The following is a 24,279-nucleotide window of genomic DNA, read 5'->3' as shown; positions in this document are numbered from 1 at the left end:
GCTCCGAGGCCAGCGCATCGAACTCGGCGAGATCGAAGCCGTACTGCTCGAGCCCGACACCGTGACCCAGGCCGTCGTCGTGCTGCATCGCGACGATGCCGACGGTGAACATCTCGTCGCGTACGTGGTGGGCGACCGTGATGCGGCTCTCGCACACGCCGAGTCGCGGCTCCCACGACACATGATCCCGACCCTCGCCGTGTCCCTCGACGCGATGCCCGTCACCGCGAACGGAAAACTCGACCGAAAGGCCCTGCCGGAACCCGAATTCGGATCGGCCGAGCATGTAGCACCGGCGTCGGGTACCGAACACATCGTCGCCGGGGTGATCGCCGAACTCGTCGGCCACGACCGTGTCGGAGCGACGACGAGCTTCTTCGACCTCGGTGGCAACTCGCTCACCGCGACCCGGCTCCTCGCCCGGCTCGACGACCACTTCGGCACCCGCCTGCAGGTACGCGACCTGTTCGACAACCCCACGGTCGCAGGACTGGCCCGGATCATCGACGGCCGCCGCGACGATCAGCGGACGCAACCGGCCGCGCGACCACGCCCTGAGCGGATCCCGCTGTCGCCCGCGCAAACGCGCATGTGGTTCGTCAACCGTTTCGACCCCACCTCAGGCGCCTACAACGTCGCGGTCGCATTGCGGCTCACCGGTGTACTCGACGAGGAGGCGCTGCGCGCCGCCGTGATCGACATCGCCGGGCGCCACGAGACGCTGCGCACCCGCTACCCCGACTCCGGCGACGGCCCATACCAGCAGATCCTGCCCGTTTCCGAGCCCGGACGGGTGCCGGCGGCCCAGCCACTCGACGGGCCGCTCGACGAGAGACTGCGCGCGGTGGTGGGACGCGGCTTCGACGTCACCGCCGCGCCGCCCGTCGCGTTGACGGTGCTGCGGGAGAGCAGTGCCGACGGCGCACTCGTCGACAGCCACGTGCTCGTGCTGGTGGTGCACCACATCGCCATCGACGGGTGGTCCATGCAGTCACTTGCCCGCGATCTCGTCGCGGCCTACGGCACCCGCGTCCTCGGTAACGCCCCCACCTGGGAGCCCTTGCCCGTCCAGTACGCAGACTTCGCGATCTGGCAGCACGACCTGCTCGGCGACGTCGATGACCCCGGCTCGCTCGGCGCCCGTCAACTCGGCTTCTGGCGCGACACCCTCGCCGGTGCGCCCGAGGTATCCGATGTGCCGACCGACCGCCGCCGTCCCGCGGTCCCGTCGTTCCGCGGCGGCACCGTGTCGGCCGAACTCGACTCGCAGCTGTACTCTCAGCTCGACGAACTCGCGCGCGTGCGCGGTGCGTCACTGTTCATGGTGCTGCACGCCGCACTCGCGGTGCTGCTGGCCCGGCTGAGCGGCACCGGGGACATCACCATCGGCACACCGGTCGCGGGGCGCGGACAGTCGAACCTCGACGATGTCATCGGCATGTTCGTCAACACGCTTCCGCTGCGCGTGTCGGTGGCCTCCGGTGAATCGTTCACCGATGTGCTCGCGCGGGTACGCGATGTCGACCTCGCTGCCTATGCACATGCGGATCTGCCGTTCGAGCGGCTCGTCGACGCCCTCGGTACGTCACGCGCCACCTCACACCATCCGGTGTTCCAGACCGTCCTGGCACTCGAGGTGCCGCGCCCGGCCTCCGTGTCGCTGCGCGGTCTCGAAATCGACGTTCTTCCCGTCGATTTCGGTATCGCCAAGTTCGATCTGGAATTCGCGGTCACCGAGCACGACGACCACGCCACCGTCGCATTGACGTTCGCACACGACCTGTTCGACGACCGCACCGCCGCCATGATGCTCGAGCGGTATGTACGCGTGCTCTCCGGTGTCGCAGCCGACCCGCAGTCGGCAGTGGGCGACGTCGAGCTGCTGTCGGATGACGAACACCTCACTCTGATGCAGGCCCCGGAATCCGCCCCCTACCGACCCCTGCCCGTTCTGTTCGCCGACGCCGCAGCCGACCCCGAGGCTCTCGCCCTCGTCTCCGGTTCCGCGACCGTGACCTACCGCGAACTGGATCTGCGCTCGAACATCCTCGCCCGCAACCTCATCGAGGCCGGGGCAGTGCCCGGGTCGGTCGTCGCGGTCGCGCTGCCGCGGTCGGTGGACTCGGTGATCGCATTGTGGGCCGTCGCGAAGACCGGCGCCACGTTCCTGCCCGTCGACCCCGGCTATCCCGCCGCGCGTATCGAGCACATGATCACCGACTCCGGTGCGCGTCTCGGTGTCGCGCACACTGCACTGCCCGGTGGCCTCACCTGGGTGGCGCCGCACACCGGCGGTGACGATCGGCCGATCACCGGTCGCCTGCCGCGCCCGGACGAGGCGGCCTATCTGATCTACACCTCAGGGTCGACGGGCGTACCCAAGGGCGTCGTCGTCACTCACCGCGGACTCGCCGCATTCGTCGCCGAGCAGCAACGCCACTATCGGGTGCAACCCGGTGACCGGGTCGCGGCGTTCGCATCGCCGAGTTTCGATGCGTCGCTACTCGAGATCTTCATGGCCATCGGTGGGGGAGCAACACTCCAGTTGATCCCCGCCGACGTCTACGGCGGCACCGAACTCGAAGAGCACCTCACGGGTGTGACTCACCTCTTCCTCACCCCCGCTGCCCTCGCGACGCTGAACCCTGCACGCCTCGAACATGTTCGAGTCGTCGTTGTCGGCGGCGAAGCATGCGAGCCATCGCTCGTCGAGCGGTGGGCACCGGGACGCGAGATGTTCAACGCCTACGGCCCGACCGAGGCGACCATCATGGCCACCCGTTTCGGACCGATGACGACGGGCGAGCCCGTGCGAATCGGCCGGCCCGTGCTCGGTACCGGCGCAGTGGTGCTCGACACGCGGCTGCGTCCTGTCCCGGCAGGAGTCCCGGGGGAGCTCTACGTGTACGGCGCCGGCCTCGCCCGCGGCTACCACGATCAGGCTGCGCTCACCGCATCCCGATTCGTCGCGAACCCGCTGCACGGCGGACTCATGTACCGCACCGGCGACCTCGTCCGATGGGTCGATGACCACCTCGACTACCTGGGGCGCACCGACTTCCAGGTGAAGGTGCGTGGTCACCGCATCGAACTGCCGGAAATCGACGCGGTGCTCGCCGGCCACCACGGAATCGACGCGGCGGTCACCGTGTCGCACGAAGCGACCGGCACCCTCGTGTCCTATGTGACGGCATCGAAGGAGACCGGCGCGCCGGATCCGGCCGAGCTGTCGGTGTACGCCGCGCAGGTGCTGCCCGCGTACATGGTGCCGTCGTCGATCACCGTCGTAGACACTTTCCCCCGCACGGGTGCAGGCAAGATCGACACCCGCGCGCTCCCCGAACCTGTCTTCGCCGCATCCGAGTTCGTCGAACCTCGCAGCGCGGACGAAGTGCGCGTCGCCGAGGTGTACGCCGAGATCCTCGGCGTCGACCGGGTCGGTGCGCACGACGACTTCTTCGCACTCGGCGGCAACTCGCTGTCTGCGACGCGGGTGATCGCGCGGCTCGACTCGTCGTTGGGTGTGCGTGCGCTCTTCGAGAACCCCACGGTCGCGGCGCTCGCGCTCGCCGTCCGTGAAGGCGCCGCGGATCAGCGCCCGCCACTGACCGCAGGTACTCGGCCCGAGCACATCCCGCTCTCGCCTGCGCAACAGCGGATGTGGCTGATCAACCGGTTCGATCCCGCATCACCGGTCTACAACATTCCCGTCGCGGTGCGCCTGACCGGCCACCTCGACATCGATGCGCTCCAGGCGGCGGTCGACGATGTCGTGCAACGGCACGAGACCCTCCGCACGGTGTTTCCTGCGACCGCAACCGACCCGCATCAGGTGGTGCTCGACGCCGCACCGCTCGATCTCACCCCGCGCGCAGCCACCGTAGACACGGTGCGCGACGAGATCGTCGCCGTGGCAGGTCACGGGTTCGACGTCACCGACGAGACCCCTGCTCGCGCAGCGCTGCTCCGGCTCGCCGACGACGAGCACATCCTCGTCGTCGTGGTGCACCACATCGCCGCCGACGGCGCCTCGACGATGCCGCTCGCCCGCGACATACTCGTCGCCTACCAGGCGCGACTGTCCGGAACGGAACCCGCGTGGGCCCCCCTCGCCGTGCAGTACGCCGATTACGCGCTGTGGCAACGCGCCTTGCTCGGCAACCACTCGGACCCCACATCGATCGCGGCGCGTCAGCTCGCGTACTGGACCGACACGCTCGCCGACAAGCCTGCGGTGCTCGATCTGCCCGCCGACCGCCCGCGCCCTGCCGTCGCCTCACAGCGCGGTGCCCGCACCGAATTCCGCATCGGCCCCGACACCGTGCGCGCGCTCGACAACCTGGCCCGAAGCCACGGCGCAACCCGCTTCATGGTGCTGCACGCGGCGCTCGCCGTGCTGCTCTGCAGGCTCGGATCCACCGACGACATCAGCATCGGCACGCCCATCGCCGGGCGCGGAGACGCCGCACTCGACGATCTTGTCGGCATGTTCGTGGGCACCCTCGTGCTGCGCACCCGCATCGACCCGGGTACCGGATTCGCCGAGTTCCTCGAACAGGTCCGCGACACCGACCTCGCCGCATTCGGCCATGCCGACGTGCCGTTCGAGGAGGTCGTCGACGCCGTCGACCCCGTCCGTTCGCAGGCGCATGCACCGCTGTTCCAGGTGTCGCTGTCGGTGCAGAACCAGGGCACCGGAACCCTCGAGCTGCCCGGCCTCGCCGTGGAGCCCCTCGACCCCGGCATCGACGTCGCCAAGGTCGATCTCGAATTCACCGTCCGTGACGGCGATGACGAGTCGCTTGCCGCATCGCTCACCTACGCCACAGACCTGTTCGACGAACACACCGCCGTGACTCTCGCCGAGCGGTGGACACGACTGCTCGGTGCGATCGCGTCCGAGCCGACCCTCGCAGTGGGCGACCTGCCGGTACTCGACGACGCAGAGACCTCCCGCGCACTCGCTCACGCGGTGCCCGCCGCATTGCCCCCGCAGACGTTGCCGCAGATCTTCGCTGCCGGCGTGGCAGCCGATCCCGACGGAATCGCCGCCACCGATGGCATCCGGCGTCTCACCTACACCGAACTCGACCGCGCCTCCACCCGCCTGGCGCACAAACTGACCGCCCACGGCGCCGGACCGGAAACCGCAGTGGCACTGTCGTTCCCACGCTCGATCGACGCGATCGTGGCGTTGTGGGCGGTCGTGAAGACCGGAGCGATGTTCGTACCGATCGATCCGGCGCTGCCCACGGCACGCATCGAATACCTGCTGTCCGACTCGGACGCGAACATCGGGGTCGGCACCGGACCGTCCGGCATCCCATGGCTGTCGGTCGACGCCGAAGACCAGCCCGATACTCCACTCGCACCGGCAATCACGGCACTGTCCGCGGCATACATGATCTACACCTCGGGCTCCACCGGCACCCCCAAGGGCGTCGTGGTCACCCACCGTGGTCTGGCTGCCTTCACAGCCGGGCACCGACCGGAACTCGGCCTCGACACGGCATCGCGGCTGCTGCGGTTCTCGTCGTCGAGCTTCGACGCATCGGTATTCGAACAGATCGCCGCGTTCTCCGCCGGTGCCACCATGGTGGTCGCGCCTCCGGACATCGTCGGAGGCGGCGAGCTCACCGACCTGCTCGGGCGCGAGCGCGTCACACATATCCTCACCGCGCCCGCCGCCCTCGGCACCCTCACCACCGGCGAACTGCCCGAACTCGAAGCCGTCGTCGTCGGCGGCGACGTGTGCCCTCCCGAACTCGTCGAACGGTTCGGCCCGGCCTGCCGGTTCATCAACAGCTACGGCCCCACCGAAACCACGATCATCATCACCGCCACCGCGCCTCTGACACCGGGCGACGAGATCACCATCGGCACACCCATCGAAGGTTCCGGCGCCGTGGTGCTCGACCACCGGCTGAAGCCCGTCGCCGACGGCGTCATCGGTGAGCTGTACCTGTCCGGGGCAGGCCTCGCGCGCGGCTACCACCGGCGCCCTTCCCAGACCGCGTCCCGATTCGTCGCGAATCCGTTCACCGGCGACCTCATGTACCGCACGGGCGACCTCGTGCGGCGCACCCCCGCAGGCGAACTCGATTTCATCGGCCGCAGCGACGCGCAGGTCCAGGTCCGTGGCCTGCGCATCGAACTCGGCGAAATCGAAGCCGCCCTCACCCGCGATGACGGCGTCGCACAGGCAGTCGTCGTCGTGCATTCCGACCCGCACACCGGCGACCGGATCATCGGATACGTGGTGCCCGCCACCGGCGTCACCGTCGATCCGCAGCAGATCCGCGACCGACTCGCAGACGAACTGCCCGCCTACATGGTGCCCGCGCAGATCCTCGTCCTCGACGCTCTGCCGATCACCGCGCACGGCAAGCTCGACCGGAAAGCCCTTCCCGTTCCCGGTTTCGAAGCCCGCGCATTCCGTGCGCCCGAGAGCCCCGTCGAGCAGACCGTCGCCGCCGTCTACGCCGACCTGCTCGGCGCCGCGCGCGTCGGGCTCGACGACGACTTCTTCGAACTCGGCGGCAACTCGCTCACCGCCACCCAGCTCGTCGCACGACTCGGGGCGGCCCTCGACACCACGGTGGCTGTGCGTGCCGTGTTCGAAAACCCGACGGTGAGCGCGCTCGCTGCCGTCGTCGCACACACCGCGGGGGAGGGATCGAGGCCCGCGCTGGTGAAATACGACCGACCCGAAACCATCCCGCTGTCGCTCGCGCAGCAGCGGATGTGGTTCTTCAACCGGTTCGATCCCGGATCGGCGGCGTTCAACATCCCGATCGTGCTGCGGCTGACCGGCACTCTCGACGAACCGGCGCTGCGGGCGGCGTTGTCCGACGTTCTCGAACGCCACGAATCCCTCCGTACCGTGTACCCCGACACCGACACCGGACCGACGCAGAAGATCGTGCCGGCAGATCGGCAGGTCACCGAGTTCGCGACGGTCGATGTCTCCGCGGAGGACATCGGTTCGTACCTCGTCGAATTCGTCTCCCGCGGATTCGATCTCAGTGCCGAAACGCCTGTTCGCGCGCGGCTGTTCAGAGTCTCCGCCGACGAGCACGTGCTCGCCGTCGTCGCCCATCACATTGCCAGCGACGGTGGATCGCAGGCCCCGATGTCGCGCGACCTCGTCACCGCATACCTTGCACGCTCGGGCGGTGCAGCCCCCGGCTGGGCGCCGCTGCCCGTGCAGTACGCCGATTACGCACTGTGGCAGAAAGACCTGCTCGGGAGCGAGACCGATCCGTCGTCCCTCCTCGCGCGGCAGCTCGCCTACTGGACCGCCGCCCTCGCCGATCTGCCCGACCTCGTCGAGATGCCCACCGATCATCCGCGTCCGGCCGTGCAGTCGTCGCGTGGAGCCACCGTCGAGTTCTCACTCGACACCGAACTCGCCGACCGCATCGAGCAGTTCACCCGCGAGCGCCGAGTCACGCTGTTCATGCTCGCGCACGCCGCCATCTCCGTGCTGCTCGCCCGGTGGTCCGACAGCACAGACATTCCGGTCGGCACCCAGATCGCGGGTCGGGGCGAACCCGCGCTCGACGACCTTGTCGGCATGTTCGGCAACACACTCGTGTTGCGCCTGCAGGTCGATCCCGCGGCGACGTTCGACGACATCCTCACACAGGCCCGCGACGTCGACCTCGCCGCGTTCTCACACCCCGACGTCCCCCTCGAACGTCTCGTCGAACTCCTCGACCCGGCACGGTCCACCGCCTATTCCGCGCTGTTCCAGACGTTGCTCGTCGTGCACAACTTCACCCGCTCCGAGGTGACGCTGCCCGGGTTGACCGTCGCACCGGTGGACACCGGCGCGGTCGGCGCGAAACTCGATCTCGAAATCCACCTCGGGGAACGCGTGGATGCCGACGGGCAGCGCACCGGCATCGACGGGTCCATCACCTACGCGACCGACCTGTTCACCGGCCACACAGTCGGCCGGTTGTCCGAACACCTCGTTGCGCTGCTCGACGCCGCGATCCGCGACCCTCGTGCCACGGTCGGCGACATCGACCTGCGCGGACCCGACGAGCGCGCACTCGCGCAGGCGGTCAACAACACCGCGACCGGACGTGACCCCGGCAACTGCGAGGAAACCGACACACTGCTCACCCGATTCACCACGCAGGCAGCGCGCACACCGGACGCGGCCGCACTCGTGCTCGAGGGTGACACGGTCACGTACGGGCACTTCGCTTCCCGCGTGAACCGGCTCGCCAGGCACCTCGTGGAAGCCGGCGTCGGGCCCGATACGCTCGTCGGGATCTATGCCGCACGCTCGGTCGAGATGATGGTCGCGATCTACGCGACGCTGCAGGCCGGCGGCGCCTACGTGCCGCTCGACCCCGAGCATCCCGCAGACCGCACCGAGTACGTGCTCGCCACCGCGCAGCCCGTGGTCGTGCTCACCACCTCGGCCGAACGGTCCACGCTTCCGGGCGAGCACCGGATCGTCGAGGTCGACGGCGCACCGCCCGAGGTGTCCGACGCGCCGCTCACCGACGCAGACAGGCTCGCACCGCTGCGAGGCGGCAACATCGCCTACATCATCTTCACGTCCGGATCCACCGGACGGCCCAAAGGTGTCGCTGTCGAACACCGTGCGGTGGCCAACCAGATCGCATGGATGCGCGAACGCTACGACCTCGGCCCCGGCGACGCTGCGATGCACAAGACACCGATCACGTTCGACGCGTCGGTATGGGAACTGTTCTACCCCTTGCAGGTGGGCGCGCGACTCGTCCTCGCCATCCCGGGCGGCCACCGCGACCCCGTCTACCTCGCGCAACTGTCGCGTGACGAGGGCGTGAACATCCTCGAATTCGTACCGTCGATGCTTGCGGTGTTCCTCGCCGACCCGGAACTCGAACTCCCCGACTCGGTGCGGTACCTGTCGGTCGGTGGCGAAGCGCTACCCGCCGACCTCGCCGCCGATGTCGCGGCGCGCTCCGATGCTGCCCTCGACAACACCTACGGCCCCACCGAAGCCACCGTGACCTCGACGGTGCTGCGCAGCGACGGCCACTACCGCGACACGGTGCCGATCGGCCGTCCCATCCGGAACACCACCGCCCACGTCCTCGACACGCGGCTGCACCCGGCGCCGGTGGGTATCCCCGGTGAGCTGTACCTCGGCGGAATCCAATTGGCACGTGGCTATCACGCCCGGCCCGATCTCACGGCCGAACGATTCGTTGCCGCTCCGGGTGGCGAGCGTCTGTACCGCACCGGCGACCGTGTGCGGCTGATGTCCGACGGCACCCTGGACTACCTCGGCCGCAACGACTTCCAGGTCAAGATCCGCGGTCTGCGCATCGAGCTCGGGGAAATCGAATCCGCGATCGTCGCTGTCGGTGAGGTGGCACGTGCCGTCGTCGTCGTGCACGACAACGACCGCGGGCCACAACTTGTCGCCTACGTCGTCCCCACCGCGGGCGCCGTAGTGGACACCGACGTGGTCCGCGGAACCGTCGGCCGGGCGTTGCCGCGGTACATGGTTCCCGATGTCATCATGGTGCTCGACGCACTGCCGCTCAACGCCTCCGGCAAACTCGACCGACGTGCCCTGCCGGAACCCGAGGTGGCCGCTCGTGAATTCCGCGCACCCCGCAGCGACGTCGAATGTGCGGTGGCAGACGCGGTCGCCGAGGTCCTCGGCGTCGAGCGTGCAGGACTGGACGACGACTTCTTCGCGCTCGGCGGAAACTCACTCGTCGCGACGCGTGTGGTGTCGCGGATCGGTGCGGCGCTCGGAATCGACGTGCCGCTGCGCACCCTTTTCGAACACCCCACCGTCGAAGCCCTCGCGGCGGCGATATCGGGTCTCACGACGAGCGGTGCCCGGAACCCGCTCGTCGCGCAGGAACGGCCGGAACTCGTGCCGCTGTCGTTCGCGCAGCAGCGGATGTGGTTCCTCAACCGGTTCGTTCCGGATTCGGCTGCCTACAACATCCCGATTGCGGTGCGTCTGTCCGGCGCTCTCGACGTCGATGCGCTCGACGCGTCGGTCGCCGACCTGATCGAGCGCCACGAAATCCTGCGGACCGTCTACCCCGAGGCCGACGGCGCCGCCCACCAGCGTGTCCTGCCGCCGCACGAGGCGATCCTCGATCTCACCCCGGTGCAGGCCTCCGACAACGATGTGGTGTCGCTGGCCACCGAATTCATCACGCGCGCGTTCGACGTGACCCGCGACGTGCCGGTACGGGCACGGCTGTTCCATCTCGGCGACAGCGAGCACGTCCTGGTCTTCGTCGTACACCACATCGCGGGCGACGGTTTCTCGATGGCGCCGCTGATCCGCGACGTGATGGTCGCGTACACCGCTCGCGTCGCTGGTGAACGCCCGGCGTGGGCTCCACTTGCCGTGCAGTACGCCGACTATGCGCTCTGGCAGCGTGAACTTCTCGGTTCCGGGGACGATCCCGAGAGCCTCGCATCGCGGCAGATCGCCTACTGGACCGAGACCCTGGCCGGAGCACCCGCCGAACTCGACCTGCCCACCGACCGTCCGCGACCCGCCGTCCGCTCCCAGCAGGGTGCGCTGCACCGGATCACAATCGATCGCGGCCTGCACGCCGGACTCGAACACCTCGCCCGAGAGCATCATTCGACGCTCTTCATGGTGATCCACGCGGCATTCGCGGTGTTGCTCTCCGCGTTGTCCGGCAGCCGCGACCTCACCGTCGGTACTCCCGTCGCAGGCCGCGGCGAGGCCGCACTCGACGACCTCATCGGCATGTTCGTCAACACGCTCGTATTGCGCACCGACGTCGATCCGGACCGGTCGTTCAGCGAGTTCCTCGACTCCGTCCGCACCACCGACCTCGCCGCGTTCGCGCACGCAGATGTCCCGTTCGAAAGCCTCGTCGACGCGCTCGCCCCCACCCGGTCGCAATCGCGGACCCCGCTGTTCGAGGTGATGCTCGTTCTGCAGAACATGCAGCACACCGCGCTCGAGCTCGACGACGTGCGGATGAGCGCTCTCGATGTCGAGTTCGCCGAGGCACGTTTCGACCTGCAGCTGACGATGGGTGAAACCTACGACGACGCCGGGGACGTCACCGGTATGGTCGCTGAATTCACCTACGCGACAGCATTGTTCGAGGCGTCCACGATCGAGACCATCGCGGAGCGCTTCGAGCGTGTTCTGCGCAGCGTGACGGACGAACCGGATCGCACCGTCTCCACCATCGACGTGCTCACCCCCGGCGAACGCGCGCAGCTGCTCACCACCTGGAACGGCACCGCGCCGCGGGAGACCCTCGTGAGCCTGTTCGATGCGCAGGTGCAGCGGTCTCCCGACGCGGTCGCAGTGGTGGCCGACGATGTCATCCTCACCTACCGCGAGTTCGATGCGCGCGTGAACCGGCTGGCGCGTCACTTGATCTCCCTGGGCGTCGGGCCCGAGACCCACGTCGCGTTGGCGATGGCGCGGTCGCTGCACCAATTGGTCGCGATGTACGCGACCGTCAAAGCCGGAGGTGCCTATGTGCCGATCGATCCGGATCTACCCGACGAGCGCAACGAGTACGTCCTCGAGACGGCTGCGCCCGTCCTGATCATCACGACCTCGGGCGAAACCGTCACCGGGCGTAGCGATATCCCGGTGCTGCGCGTCGATACCGTCGAGCTGGCGGATGTATCGGACGTTCCGGTGACCGACGCGGAACGCGCGATGCCGCTGCGTCCCGAGAACACCGCGTGGGTGATCTTCACGTCGGGCTCCACCGGCCGCCCCAAGGGCGTGTCGGTGCCGCACGGGCAGATCGCGGTCGCGATCGACTGGCGGCAGCAACGGTACGGGCTCGGGGCCGACGACACCGTGCTCCAGAAGACCGCATTCACGTTCGACGCGTCGGGGCGCGAATTCTGGTGGCCGCTCACCGCCGGTGCGCGCCTCGTCCTCGCCTCACCCGACGGACACCGCGACCCCTACTACCTCGCCGCAGCCATCGAGCAACACGGCGTGACCTCGTCGTACTTCGTTCCGTCGGTGCTGACCGAAGTGGTCGTCGTCGCGCGCGAAGGTCAACTGAACTCGCTTCGACAGGTGTACTGCTCCGGCGAGGTGCTGACCCCGCAGCTTGCGCAGGCCGTGCACGCGGCGAGCGGAGCCGAGGTGTCCAACGAATACGGCCCGACCGAGTTCACGCTCTCGATCACCCGTCACGTTGCGTCCGATACGGGCGTGCCATCGCTGCCCATCGGTACGCCCCAAGGCAACGCAGGCGCGTACGTCCTCGACAGCAGGCTGCGGCCCGTTCCCCTCGGCACCGCGGGCGAGTTGTATCTCGCGGGGCAGCAACTCGGTCGAGGCTACGTGTCGCAGCCGGAGCTGACCGCGGAGCGGTTCATCGCAGACCCGTACGGACCCGATGGCACTCGCATGTACCGCACGGGTGACCTCGTGCGACGGAACAGTGCGGGCGAACTCGAGTACGTGGGCCGCACCGACTTCCAGGTCAAGCTGCGCGGGCTGCGCATCGAACTCGGCGAAGTGGAAGCCGCGTTCAGCGCGCACCCCGCGGTGCGTCAGGTCGTCGTGGTCCTGAGGAAAGACCCCCACATCGGCGACAGCCTCATCGCCTACCTCGTCGCACACGACGAGGCCGACCTCGACATCGACGAGATGAAGAGCTCGGTGGCGCAGCGAGTTCCGTCCTACATGGTGCCCACGTCCGTAATGGTGCTCGACCGGATGCCCCTCAACCCGTCGGGCAAGGTCGACCGTAAGGCGCTGCCCGATCCCGAGTTCGAGGAACGCGAGTTCCGTGCACCGGTCACACACGTCGAGCAGACCATCGCGTCGGTCTTCGCCGATGTCCTCGGTGTCGAGCGAGTCGGGCTGGACGACGACTTCTTCGCGATCGGCGGCAACTCCCTTGTCGCTACCCGCATCGCCGCCCGTATCGGTGCCGCCCTGCACACCACCGTGCCGGTCCGTGCGATCTTCGAAGCACCCACCGTGGCAGGCCTGGCCGCCGAGGCATTCCGGTTCGGACCCGCCGGCCACCCGGCCCTCGTACCGCAAGAGCGCCCCGAGCGGATCCCGTTGTCGCTTGCGCAACAGCGGATGTGGTTCCTGAACCGATTCGATCCCCGGTCGGCGACCTACAACATCCCCGCGGCGATCAAGCTCACGGGCAATCTCGACGTCGATGCGCTGCGCGGTGCCGTCCGAGACCTCCTCGCACGCCACGAGATCCTGCGGACCGTCTACCCCGAGGTCGACGGCGCCGGAATGCAGGTGATCAGGCCGGTCTCCGAGGTCACCCTCGACCTGCGCGAGGAGGACGTCGAACCGGACAGGGCCCTCGGGGTCGTCACCTGTGCGATCCGGGCCGGTTTCGACGTGACCGCGGACGTCCCGGTCCGGGCACGCCTTCTTCGCATCGGTGAGCGCGAGTTCGTTCTCGTCGTCGTCGTGCACCACATCGCCGCCGACGGCTTCTCCATCGGGCCGATGCTGCGCGACGTGATGGTCGCGTACGCAGCCAGGTCCACAGGGGAAACTCCGGCCTGGACACCGCTCGACGTGCAGTACGCCGACTACAGCCTGTGGCAACTGGGCGCCCTCGGGTCCGAGGACGACCCGACAAGCGTGATCTCACGGCAGATCGATTACTGGGCCGGCGCTCTCGACGACATCCCCGACGTTCTCGAACTGCCCGCCGACCGTGCGCGTCCGGCAGTGGCGTCGTACCGCGGTGCAACCCATCGTGTGCATCTCGATGCCTCGACGCATCAGCACCTGCTCGACCTTGCCCGGTCACGGAACGCGACGCTGTTCATGGTGCTGCACAGCGCCCTGAGCGCAGAACTCGCATGGCTGAGCGGCACCGCCGACATTGCCGTCGGAACGCCCGTCGCCGGTCGCGGCGACCAGGCGCTCGACGACCTCATCGGCATGTTCGTCAACACCCTCGTGCTCCGCACCCGGATCGATCCCGACGAGCCGTTCTCGACATTGCTGTCGCGTTCCCGCGACATCGCCCTCGGCGCCTTCGCACACGCAGACGTGCCGTTCGAGCGCCTCGTCGAGGTTCTCGACCCGCCCCGGTCGCAGGCACGGAACCCGCTGTTCCAGGTGATGCTCACCCTCCAGAACATGGAGCGCCGCCACTTCGAACTCGGCGACGTCCGGATCGAACCGATCGACGCAGACCTCGGCGAAGCCAAGGTCGACCTGCAGGTCACCGCGATCGAACAGTTCGACGACGACGGCGCACCCGCCGGCATCGACGCGGCCTGGACGTACGCGACAGACCTGTTCGACGACACGACCGTCGTCACGTTCGCAGAACGTTTCACACGGCTCCTGTCCGCGATCGTCGCCGATCCGGACCTGCAGGTAGCGGCGTTGCCGCTACTCGACGATGCCGAACGGACCCGAGTGCTGGCGCTCGGAGTCGGTCCGGACGTCGCTGCAGGCGAGGAGGTTGCAGTCGTCGATTCGGAGGCGACCGCAGTCACTTCGGCGGGCGTGTCCTTGTCCCGTGGCGAATTCGACGAGCGTGTCGCGGCGCTGGCCCGCGCTCTGATCGCGCGTGGCGTCGGCCCGGAGACACGTGTCGCGGTGCACATGGAGCGCAGTATCGACCTGCTCGTCGGCATCCACGCGATCCTGCAGGCCGGTGGCGCGTACGTCCCGCTCGATCCCGACCACCCGGCCGAGCGTATCGCGCACATCCTCGATGCCGCGAAACCTGCTCTCGCGCTTGTCCGCTCCTCCGCGGCCGGACTTCCGATTCCGATGCTCGCGGTCGATTCCGTCGGTGCATCCAACGACACATCATCGATCACCGACGACGACCGGCTCGCACCGCTGCGCCCCGACCACCTCGCGTATGTGCTGTTCACCTCAGGGTCGACGGGCATGCCCAAGGGCGTCGCCGTCACACATCGCGCGCTGAACACCCAGCTCGACTGGATGCAGCACACGCTCGGGCTGACCTGCGACGACGTGATCCTGTGGAAGACACCCGTCACCTTCGACGCCTCCGTGTGGGAATTGCTGCTGCCCACACGTATCGGCGCGCGCCTTGTGATGGCACACCCCGAAGGCCACGCCGATCCCGCGTATCTCGCATCGGTGATTGCCGCGGAGAAGGTGACGGTCGCGCAGTTCGTGCCGTCGGTACTCGACCTTGTCGTCGACGAGGATCCCGGACCGTCTCTGCAGCATGTGTTCTCGGGTGGTGAGACACTACGCTCGGCTACCGCCGAACGAGTCCGCAATGCGCTCGGCGCGCAAATCCACAACCTGTACGGCCCGACGGAAACCACGATCCAGGTCGCCCACCGGGCAGGGACATCCCGTGCGGGACAGAGCGTACCGATCGGCACGGCGGTAGCGGGCACGACATTGCTGGTGCTCGATGCGCGTCTGCAGCCGGTTCCCGTCGGTGTGCGCGGCGAACTCTACGTCGCGGGGCCGCAGGTGGCGCGCGGCTACGAGAACGCCACCGGCCAGACCGCGTCGCGCTTCGTCGCCGACCCCTACAGCGCACGCGGCGCACGGATGTATCGCACAGGCGACGTCGTGCGCTGGACGACGGCGGGAGAACTCGACTACCTGGGCCGCAGCGACCATCAGATCAAACTACGTGGCCTGCGCATCGAAATCGGCGAGATCGAAACAGTGCTGCAGGCGATGGACATGGTCGCGGCGGCGGCGGTCGCGGTGGTGTCGGATCGGCTCGTCGGCTATGTCGTTCCCGCATCCGGTTCGGACGTCAACGTCGAATCAGTTAGTGATGCAGCGGCAGATCAGTTGCCGTCGTATATGATTCCGGATGCCCTCGTCGTGCTCGAGGCGATGCCGCTCAACACCTCCGGCAAACTCGACCGCAGGGCACTTCCGGAGCCGGAATTCGAGACGCGGGAATTCCGGGCACCGGTGACGCCGACCGAAGAGATCGTGGCGTCGGTCTTCGGTGCCGTGCTGGGCGTCGAACGTGTCGGCCTCGACGACGGATTCTTCGAACTCGGCGGCAACTCCCTCAGCGCGACTCAAGTCGCATCGCGAGTGGGTGTGGCAGTGGATGCGCGGGTGCCGGTGCGAATGCTGTTCGAGTCGCCGACCGTGGTTGCGCTCGCTTCCGCAGTCGACAAGCTGGCCGGCTCCGGCGGCGCCATTCCGCTCGAGCCCCAGCCACGGGTGGGGCAGATTCCGTTGTCGCTGGCCCAAACCCGGATGTGGTTCCTCAACAGATTCGATCCGCAGTCGGCGGCCTACAACATCCCGATGGCCATTCGCCTTTCCGGTCCTCTCGACGTGGCCGCGTTGCAGGCGGCCGTATCGGACATCATCGCCCGACACGAGGTTCTGCGTACCGTCTACCCCGAGAACGACGGTGCCGGAGTCCAGCAGATTCTCGACGTGTCAGCGGTTCGACTCGACCTGGCTCCGAAGCTGGTCGGATCGGACGAAGTCGTCGATGCGGTGACCGGTGTGGTGGGTGCCGGATTCGATGTGACGACCGAGGTTCCGTTGCGTGCTCGGCTGTTCGAAGTGGGCGAGGCCGACTACGTGATCGTTCTCGTCGTTCACCACATCGCGGGTGACGGGTTCTCCACGGGCGCGATGGCACGGGACGTCATGACTGCCTACGCGGCGCGCGCGCAGGGCGAGTCGCCGCGGTGGACACCGCTTCCCGTCCAGTACGCCGACTACACGCTCTGGCAGCGGGCGATGCTCGGCACCGAAGACGATCCGTCGAGTGTGGTGTCGCAGCAGGTGGCCTACTGGACGAACGCTCTGGACGGGGTTCCGGACCGGATCGATCTGCCTGCCGACCGGCCGCGACCGATGGTGGCGACCCATCGCGGAGCTTCTTATGACTTCAACGTCGAGGCATCGACGCGTGACGCACTGAACCGACTGGCGCAGCAGCACAATGCCACGATGTTCATGGCCGTCCACGCTGCGCTTGCGGTGCTGCTGGCCCGCCTGAGCGGCACCAGCGACATCGTGATCGGCACCCCCGTCGCGGGACGCGGGCATGCCGAACTCGATGATCTCATCGGCATGTTCGTCAACACCCTGGTGCTTCGCACCGACGTCGACGGCGGAAGTACCTTCTCGGAGATTCTCGAGCAGGTTCGCGACACGGACCTCGCGGGGTTCGCGCATGCGGATGTGCCGTTCGAGCGTCTGGTCGAGATACTCGACCCGCCCCGGTCGCAGGCGCGCAATCCGCTCTTCCAGGTGATGCTCGCATTCGAACACGAGAGCGCGACGTCCTTCGAACTGGACGGACTATCGGTCTCCGCGCTGGACGTCGGGGAGATGCCGGTCAAGTTCGATCTGCAGATCACAGTCGTGGAATCCGCTGAATCGGACGGATTGGGCGTGCGATTCCACTACGCAACCGACCTGTTCGACCCCGCGACGATAGCCGGGTTCGCCGACCGGTTCGTGCGGTTGCTCGACGAGGTGGCTGCCGGATCGCAGGTTGCTGTCGGCGACCTCGACCTTCTCACCGACTCCGAACGTGCGCACGTACGCGCCGTCCAGGCCGGTGTCACACATGCGATTTCCGCGGATTCGGTCCTCGAAGCGTTCGAGGCGCAGCTCACCCGGACTCCGAACGCGACCGCCGTACTCACGGGAGCGGTCGCGCTGTCGTATGCGGAGTTCGGCGATCGGGTGAATCGTCTGGCACGCGAACTGATTACCCGCGGTGTCGGACCCGAATCGAATGTCGCGGTGTACATGTCGCGCTCGGTGGACATGCTGATATCGGTCTATGCCGTCCTCGTGGCCGGTGGTGCATACGTGCCACTCGACCCCGAGCATCCTGTCGATCGGACGGAGTACGTGTTGCAGGCTGCAGCACCCGTGCTCGTCCTGACCACCGTAGGTGGACGCGCCGCGTTGTCCGGCAGCATCCCGACGGTATGTGTCGACGACATGGACCTGTCCACGCGTTCCGGAACCGCGGTCACCGATGCCGACCGCTCTTCGCCGTTGCGGCCGGAGAACACCGCCTACGTGATCTTCACGTCAGGCTCGACCGGGCGTCCGAAGGGAGTCGCGGTCAGCCATTCGGCTGTGGTGAATCAGATTGCCTGGATCGCGGATCGATTCGGGATCGGCGCCGACGACACAGTTCTGCTGAAGACCCCCTTCACGTTCGATGTGTCGGTCTGGGAACTGTTCGCACCGCTGTCGAGCGGTGCACGGCTCGTGGTGGCCTCCGCGGACGGACATCGGGACCCGCAGTACCTGGCGGAGACGATCGACGAGCATGCGGTCAGTTTGGTGTCGTTCGTTCCGTCGATGCTCGACGTGTTCGTCGGACAGTTGAGCGGTGATGCGTGCGGTTCCCTTAGGGCCGTACTCGTTGCGGGTGAGGCATTGGCGCCGGCGACAGTCGCCGGATTGCAGACGGCGTTGCCGACTACTTCGGTGCACAACCTGTACGGTCCGACCGAATTCACCGTGCATGCGACCGAGACCGTGGTCGACGGCGCCAACGCTGTGGTGCCGATCGGCTCGCCGGTGTGGAATTCCGGTGCATATGTGCTCGATCACCGGTTGCGGCCGGTTCCCGAGAGGGTGCCGGGCGAGTTGTACCTGTCGGGTCGTCAGGTGGCGCGCGGATATGCGGGTCGCGCTGATCTGACTGCAGATCGGTTCGTGGCTGACCCGTTCGTCGTCGGTGCTCGAATGTACCGGACGGGTGATGTGGTCCGGCGGAACCGCTCCGGCGCACTGGAGTACATAGGGCGCAGTGACTTCCAGGTGAAAGTGCGTGGTCTGCGAATCGAACTCGGTGAGATCGAAGCGGTGCTGCGTGACGACCCCGCAGTGTCGTCGTCCACCGTTGCCGTGATGCGGGACCGGATCGTCGCCTACGTAGTACTCCTAGACGACAACACCGCCACCGAACCCGTGCTGCGCGCGGCGTCGTCCCGTCTGCCGTCGTACATGATGCCGGAGGCAGTCGTCGTCCTCGACGCACTGCCACTCAATGCGTCCGGGAAGCTGGATCGCAAAGCATTGCCGGAGCCGGTGTTCGAAACTCGTGAGTTCCGATCCCCGGAAAGCGCGACGGAACAGGCCGTGGCAGCGGTGTTCGCCGAGATCCTCGACCTCGAACGCGTGGGGCTGGACGACGACTTCTTCGCGCTCGGTGGCAACTCGCTGATCGCCACCCAGGTGGTGTCGCGGGTGGGTGCCGAGGTGGACGCGAAGGTTCCGGTGCGTGTGCTCTTCGAGTCGTCGACGGTGGGGGCATTCGCGGCGGCAGTCGAAGGGCTGACGGGAGCGGGCGGTGCTCTGCCACTGGTGCCCCAGAACCGTCCGGAGCGGATTCCGCTGTCCGTTGCCCAGCAGCGGATGTGGTTCCTCAACCGGTTCGACCCCGAATCTGCCGTGAACAACATTCCTGCCGCGATCCGATTGTCGGGAACACTCGATGTCGACGCGCTGTCGCATGCAATCGATGACGTGGTCGAGCGGCACGAGATTCTGCGTACCTACTATCCCGAGATCCACGGAATCGGCAGCCAGGTCGTACTTCCCACGGTTGACCGGCAGCTCGGTCTGGCGGTGGAAGCTGTAGCGGAGACCGATCTGCTGAGCGCGGTCGCTCGCGAGGTGAGTGCCGGTTTCGATGTGACGCTGGCGCCGCCAGTTCGCGTGAAGTTGCTCCGAGTCGCGGACGCCGAGCATGTGCTGGTAGTGGTCGTGCATCACATTGCGGCCGATGGTTTCTCGATGGGCCCGTTGTCGCGGGACGTGATGACGGCGTACGCGTCGCGGTCGATGGGCGAAGTGCCGCTGTGGGAGCCGCTCGAAGTGCAGTACGCGGATTACGCGATATGGCAGCGGCAGGTGCTCGGTTCCGAGGATAACCCGGATTCGCTTGCATCCCGCCAGCTGTCCTACTGGGCCGGCGCGCTCGAGGAGTTGCCCGAAGAATTGCCGTTGCCGAGGGACCGTGCTCGGCCGTCGGTGGCATCGAACCGGGGTGCGACGTACGAGTTCGTGCTCGATTCTCGAGTCCGGACCGCGGCCGGTTCGTTGGCCGCAGCGCACGGCGTGACACCGTTCATGGTGGTACACGGGGCTCTGGCAGTTCTGCTGGCCAGGTTGTCCGGTACGGACGACATCGCCATCGGGACACCCGTGGCGGGGCGCGGTGAGAAGGCTTTGGACGACCTGATCGGGATGTTCGTCAATACCTTGGTGTTGCGTACTCGGATCGATCCGGGCGAGTCGTTCGAGGACTTGTTGTCACGGGTCAAGGACGTGGATCTCGGTGCGTTCGGGCATGCAGATGTGCCGTTCGAGCGGTTGGTCGAAATTCTCGATCCGGTTCGGTCGCGCTCGCGGAATCCGCTGTTCCAGGTGATGCTGACATTCCAGAACTTCGCACCGACGCGATTCGAGTTGCCCGGGTTGACATTGTCTGCCGTCGAGGCGGACGCGCATCTTGCGAAGTTCGATCTGCAGGTCACGATGGTGGAGCAGGACGACAAGTGGCTCGTCGCACTCGGTTACGCAACGGATTTGTTCGACAGGGCGACGATGGCATCGCTCGCGGAGCGGTTCGAACGGCTACTCACCGGACTTGTGGTTGACCCGTCGCTGTCAGTCGGAGACGTCGACTTCGTGACAGCCGAGGAACGTGAGCGGGTGTTGTCCGCGTGGACCGTGCCCGGGGTCGAGACCGATACTTCGACGACCTTGCCGATGCTGTTCGAGCGTGCTGCCCGAGCGTGGCCCGAGAACATTGCTGCGGTGGCGGGTGAGACGTCGCTGGACTATGCGGCGCTATCCGCGCGCGCGAACCAGTTGGCTCGCAAGTTGATCGACTCGGGCGTGCGTCCCGGATCCCTGGTGGGTGTCGCGCTTCCCCGCGACGAGTCGCTGGTTGTGACACTACTCGCGGTCGTCACCGCGGGCGCTGCGTACCTGCCGGTGGATGTCACTGCTCCGAAGAGTCGGATCTCGTATATTCTCGAAGACGGCGCACCTACCGTTGTGGTGACGTCGTCGGGCCAGGTGCAAGATCTTCCTCAGATGGGGCGCACCGAGGTTCTCGTGCTCGACGAACTGTCGTTGGGGGAGTTCTCGCCCGCTGAGGTCACCGACAGTGACCGTCTGATGCCATTGCGATCGTCGGATCTGGCATACGTCATCTATACCTCAGGTTCGACGGGGCGGCCCAAGGGCGTCGCGGTCACCCATCGCAACGTCGTCGAACTGATAGACAACGCGCAATCGAAGTTCGGGTTCGACGAGTCGGACGTGTGGACGATGTTCCACTCGTACGCCTTCGACTTCTCGGTGTGGGAACTGTGGGGGCCGTTGCTGTTCGGTGGCACGCTGGTTGTCGTCGACTACATGACGTCGCGGTCGCCGGACGAGTTCCGGGCGTTGGTTGCACGGCACGGTGTCACGGTCCTGAACCAGACGCCCTCGGCCTTCTACCAGTTCGACGAGGCGGATCGTGTCGCTGCGGATGAACTGCGCCTGCGGTATGTCATCTTCGGTGGTGAGGCACTTGACCTGGGCAAGCTCGCCGGTTGGTACAGCCGTCACGGTGACGACGAGCCGCAGTTGGTCAACATGTACGGGATCACCGAGACGACCGTGCATGTGTCGTTCCTGGCGTTGACCGAGGAATCGGTGCGCGAGTCGGGTTCCAGCGTAATCGGGCGTCCGCTGCCGGGGCTGAGCATGTATGTGCTCGATGAGCGTCTGCATCCGGTTCCGGTGGGTGTACAAGGAGAGATCTACGTTGCCGGTAACCAGTTGTCGCGCGGATATGTCGGTCAGGCGACACTGACCGCGTCGCGTTTCGTTGCCGATCCATTCGGCGGTGGCCTGATGTATCGTACGGGCGACCTCGCCAGGTGGAACCACGAGGGCGAGCTCGAATATGCGGGACGTTCCGACTTCCAGGTGCAACTGCGTGGTTTCCGTATCGAGCTCGGTGAGGTGGAGGCCGCGCTGACCTCGTGCGACGAAGTGGCGCATGCAGTGGCGATTGTCCGGGCCAACGCACGTGGAGATCAGCTCCTCGTGGCATACGTGGTGCCGAGGGCCGGCTCGCCGGTGGAGTCGGCGCAGGTACGTGCCGAGGTCGGGGAGTTCCTGACCGCGTACATGGTTCCCGATGTCGTGATGGTGCTCGACGCTCTTCCTCTGACGGTGAATGGCAAACTGGATCGGAAGGCGTTGCCGGAGCCTGTGTTCGAGACGCGTGAGTTCCGGGCTCCGATCACACGGGCCGAGCAGGCTGTGGCGTCGGTGTTCGAGGATGTGCTCGGGGCTGTGTCGGTCGGTCTCGACGACGACTTCTTCGCGCTCGGCGGTACGTCCCTCGTCGCGACGAAACTCGTCTCACGTCTGCGCGCGGAGCTGGACACTCAGGTGCCCTTGCAGTGGTTGTTCCAGGAGTCGACCGTCGAAGGCTTCGCCCGTTTGATCGCCGAAGGTTCCGGTACGAGCATGTCGGACGCTCTCCGCCCGGTGCTGCAGCTGCGCACGCAGGGCTCCGGCACACCGTTGTTCTGCGTGCATCCGATCGTCGGGTTGTCGTGGTGCTACACCGGCCTGTCGCAGCAGCTCGCCACTGATGTCTACGGGCTGCAGACGCCGGCCGGGACCGAAGCCGACTTCGCGCCTGCCACCCTCGACGAACTCGCCGCGCGGTACGTCGAGGAACTTCGCCGCGTTCAGCCGCACGGACCGTACCGCTTGCTCGGCTGGTCGCTGGGCGGTGTGATCGCCCACGCGATGGCGGTGCAGCTGCAGGCCGCAGGCGAATCGGTGGGCCATCTCATGATGCTCGACAGCTTCGTGAACGGGTCGTCCGAGCCTCCGACCGGTGAACGGGCAGCGGTGTCCATGGATGATCTGCTCGCGGGATTCGGCTTCGACGGAGACGAGCTGGAGGACGTCGCCGGGCTCGTCTCGGCCGTCGCAGAGCTGACCGGCAATTCGGTCGACGACACCGAAGCGATGGTGCAGCGACTGATCGCCACCGCAGAACACAACTCGATGTTGCTCAGCGAGCACAGGCCCGGAGTGTTCGACGGAGACGTCCTCTACTTCACCGCTTCTGCCGACGGACGCCCTGGAGCCGCAGGCTGGGCCGCCGCCGTCACGGGCAAGATCCATGATCATTCAGTGCCCGTGACGCATTGGCACATGACTTCGCCCGAGGCCCTTGCTGTCGTCGGGCCGACGGTGCGTAGAGTCATCGAACTGCACCCGACTACCGATGAGGGCGAATCCGCTACATGAATGAGTACGTTCTGCGCCGAGCAGCGTTGTGCGCTGCGGTCGCGTTCGCCCTGGCTGTCCCTGCCGTACCTGCGTCCGCCGAACCCGCGGCTCACGTGGACAGCGTCGAGCAGGTCGACGATCGGCACTCGGACATGCTCGTGTATTCGCCGTCGATGGACAGGAACATTCCCCTGCAGGTCATCAAGCCAGCAGATACATCCGTTCCGCGCCCGACGCTGTACTTGCTCAACGGGGCAGGCGGCGGCGAGGACGGCGCCAACTGGCTCAACCAGACCCAGATTCTCGATTTCCTCGCCGACAAGAACGTCAACGTCGTCATCCCCGCCGAGGGAATGTTCACGTATTACACCGACTGGATCAAAGAAGATCCGGTCGTCGGCGTGGCCAAGTGGGAGACGTTCCTGACCGAGGAACTGCCCCCGGTGATCGACGACGCGCTGGGTACAACGGGCGTCAATGCGATCGCGGGTTTGTCGATGGCCGCGACGTCGGTGCTGTCCCTTGCGATCCACGCTCCCGACCTCTACCGCGGTGTCGCATCGTACAGCGGGTGCGCGCAGACCAGCGACCCGCTTGGGCAGACCTATCTGCGGTCGGTGATCGAGGGGATGGGGGAGACCGACGCGACGAACATGTGGGGGCCGTACGACGGAGAAGGCTGGGTCGCGCACGACCCGACCGTCAACGCGGAAGGCCTACGCGGCCTCTCGCTCTACATCTCGAACGGAACGGGTCTGCCCGGCCCGTACGAGAATCCGGAACTACCGCGGACGCCGCAGTCGCCGCCGCTGCTCGACCAGGTCGTGGTCGGCGGCGTGATCGAGGCCGCCACGAATATCTGCACGCATCGACTCCAGGAACGGTTGGAGGAACTCGACATCCCCGCGACCTTCCACTTCCGGCCCGACGGTACGCACTCTTGGGGGTACTGGGAGGACGAGCTTCAGCGTTCCTGGCCGCAGCTGGCGGAGTCGATGGAGTTGTAG

Annotated in this window: 2 protein-coding genes (1 of these 2 cut by a window edge); both read left to right on the top strand. The window is 66.9% G+C overall.

Features of this window, described 5'->3' with window-relative positions:
* Positions 1–23,290 carry the 3' portion of a non-ribosomal peptide synthase/polyketide synthase gene (locus tag ACTDXD_RS04430; RefSeq protein ID WP_440125970.1) on the top strand. The gene continues 7,043 nt to the left of window position 1, outside the view, so 23,290 of the gene's 30,333 nt are visible here — the last part of the coding sequence; its start codon lies beyond the left edge, outside the window; the stop codon is at positions 23,288–23,290.
* The gene (locus ACTDXD_RS04425; RefSeq protein ID WP_440125969.1) at positions 23,287–24,279 is read left to right on the top strand and encodes an alpha/beta hydrolase; all 993 of its coding nucleotides are present in this window, start codon (positions 23,287–23,289) and stop codon (positions 24,277–24,279) included. The genes ACTDXD_RS04430 and ACTDXD_RS04425 overlap by 4 nt, the downstream gene beginning before the upstream one ends.

It is taken from the genome of Rhodococcus sp. SJ-3 (genome assembly GCF_051918125.1).
In the GTDB taxonomy this organism is placed as follows: domain Bacteria; phylum Actinomycetota; class Actinomycetes; order Mycobacteriales; family Mycobacteriaceae; genus Rhodococcus.
Note: the sequence above shows the minus strand (reverse complement) of the source record. Positions and strands in the feature narration are given on the sequence as shown.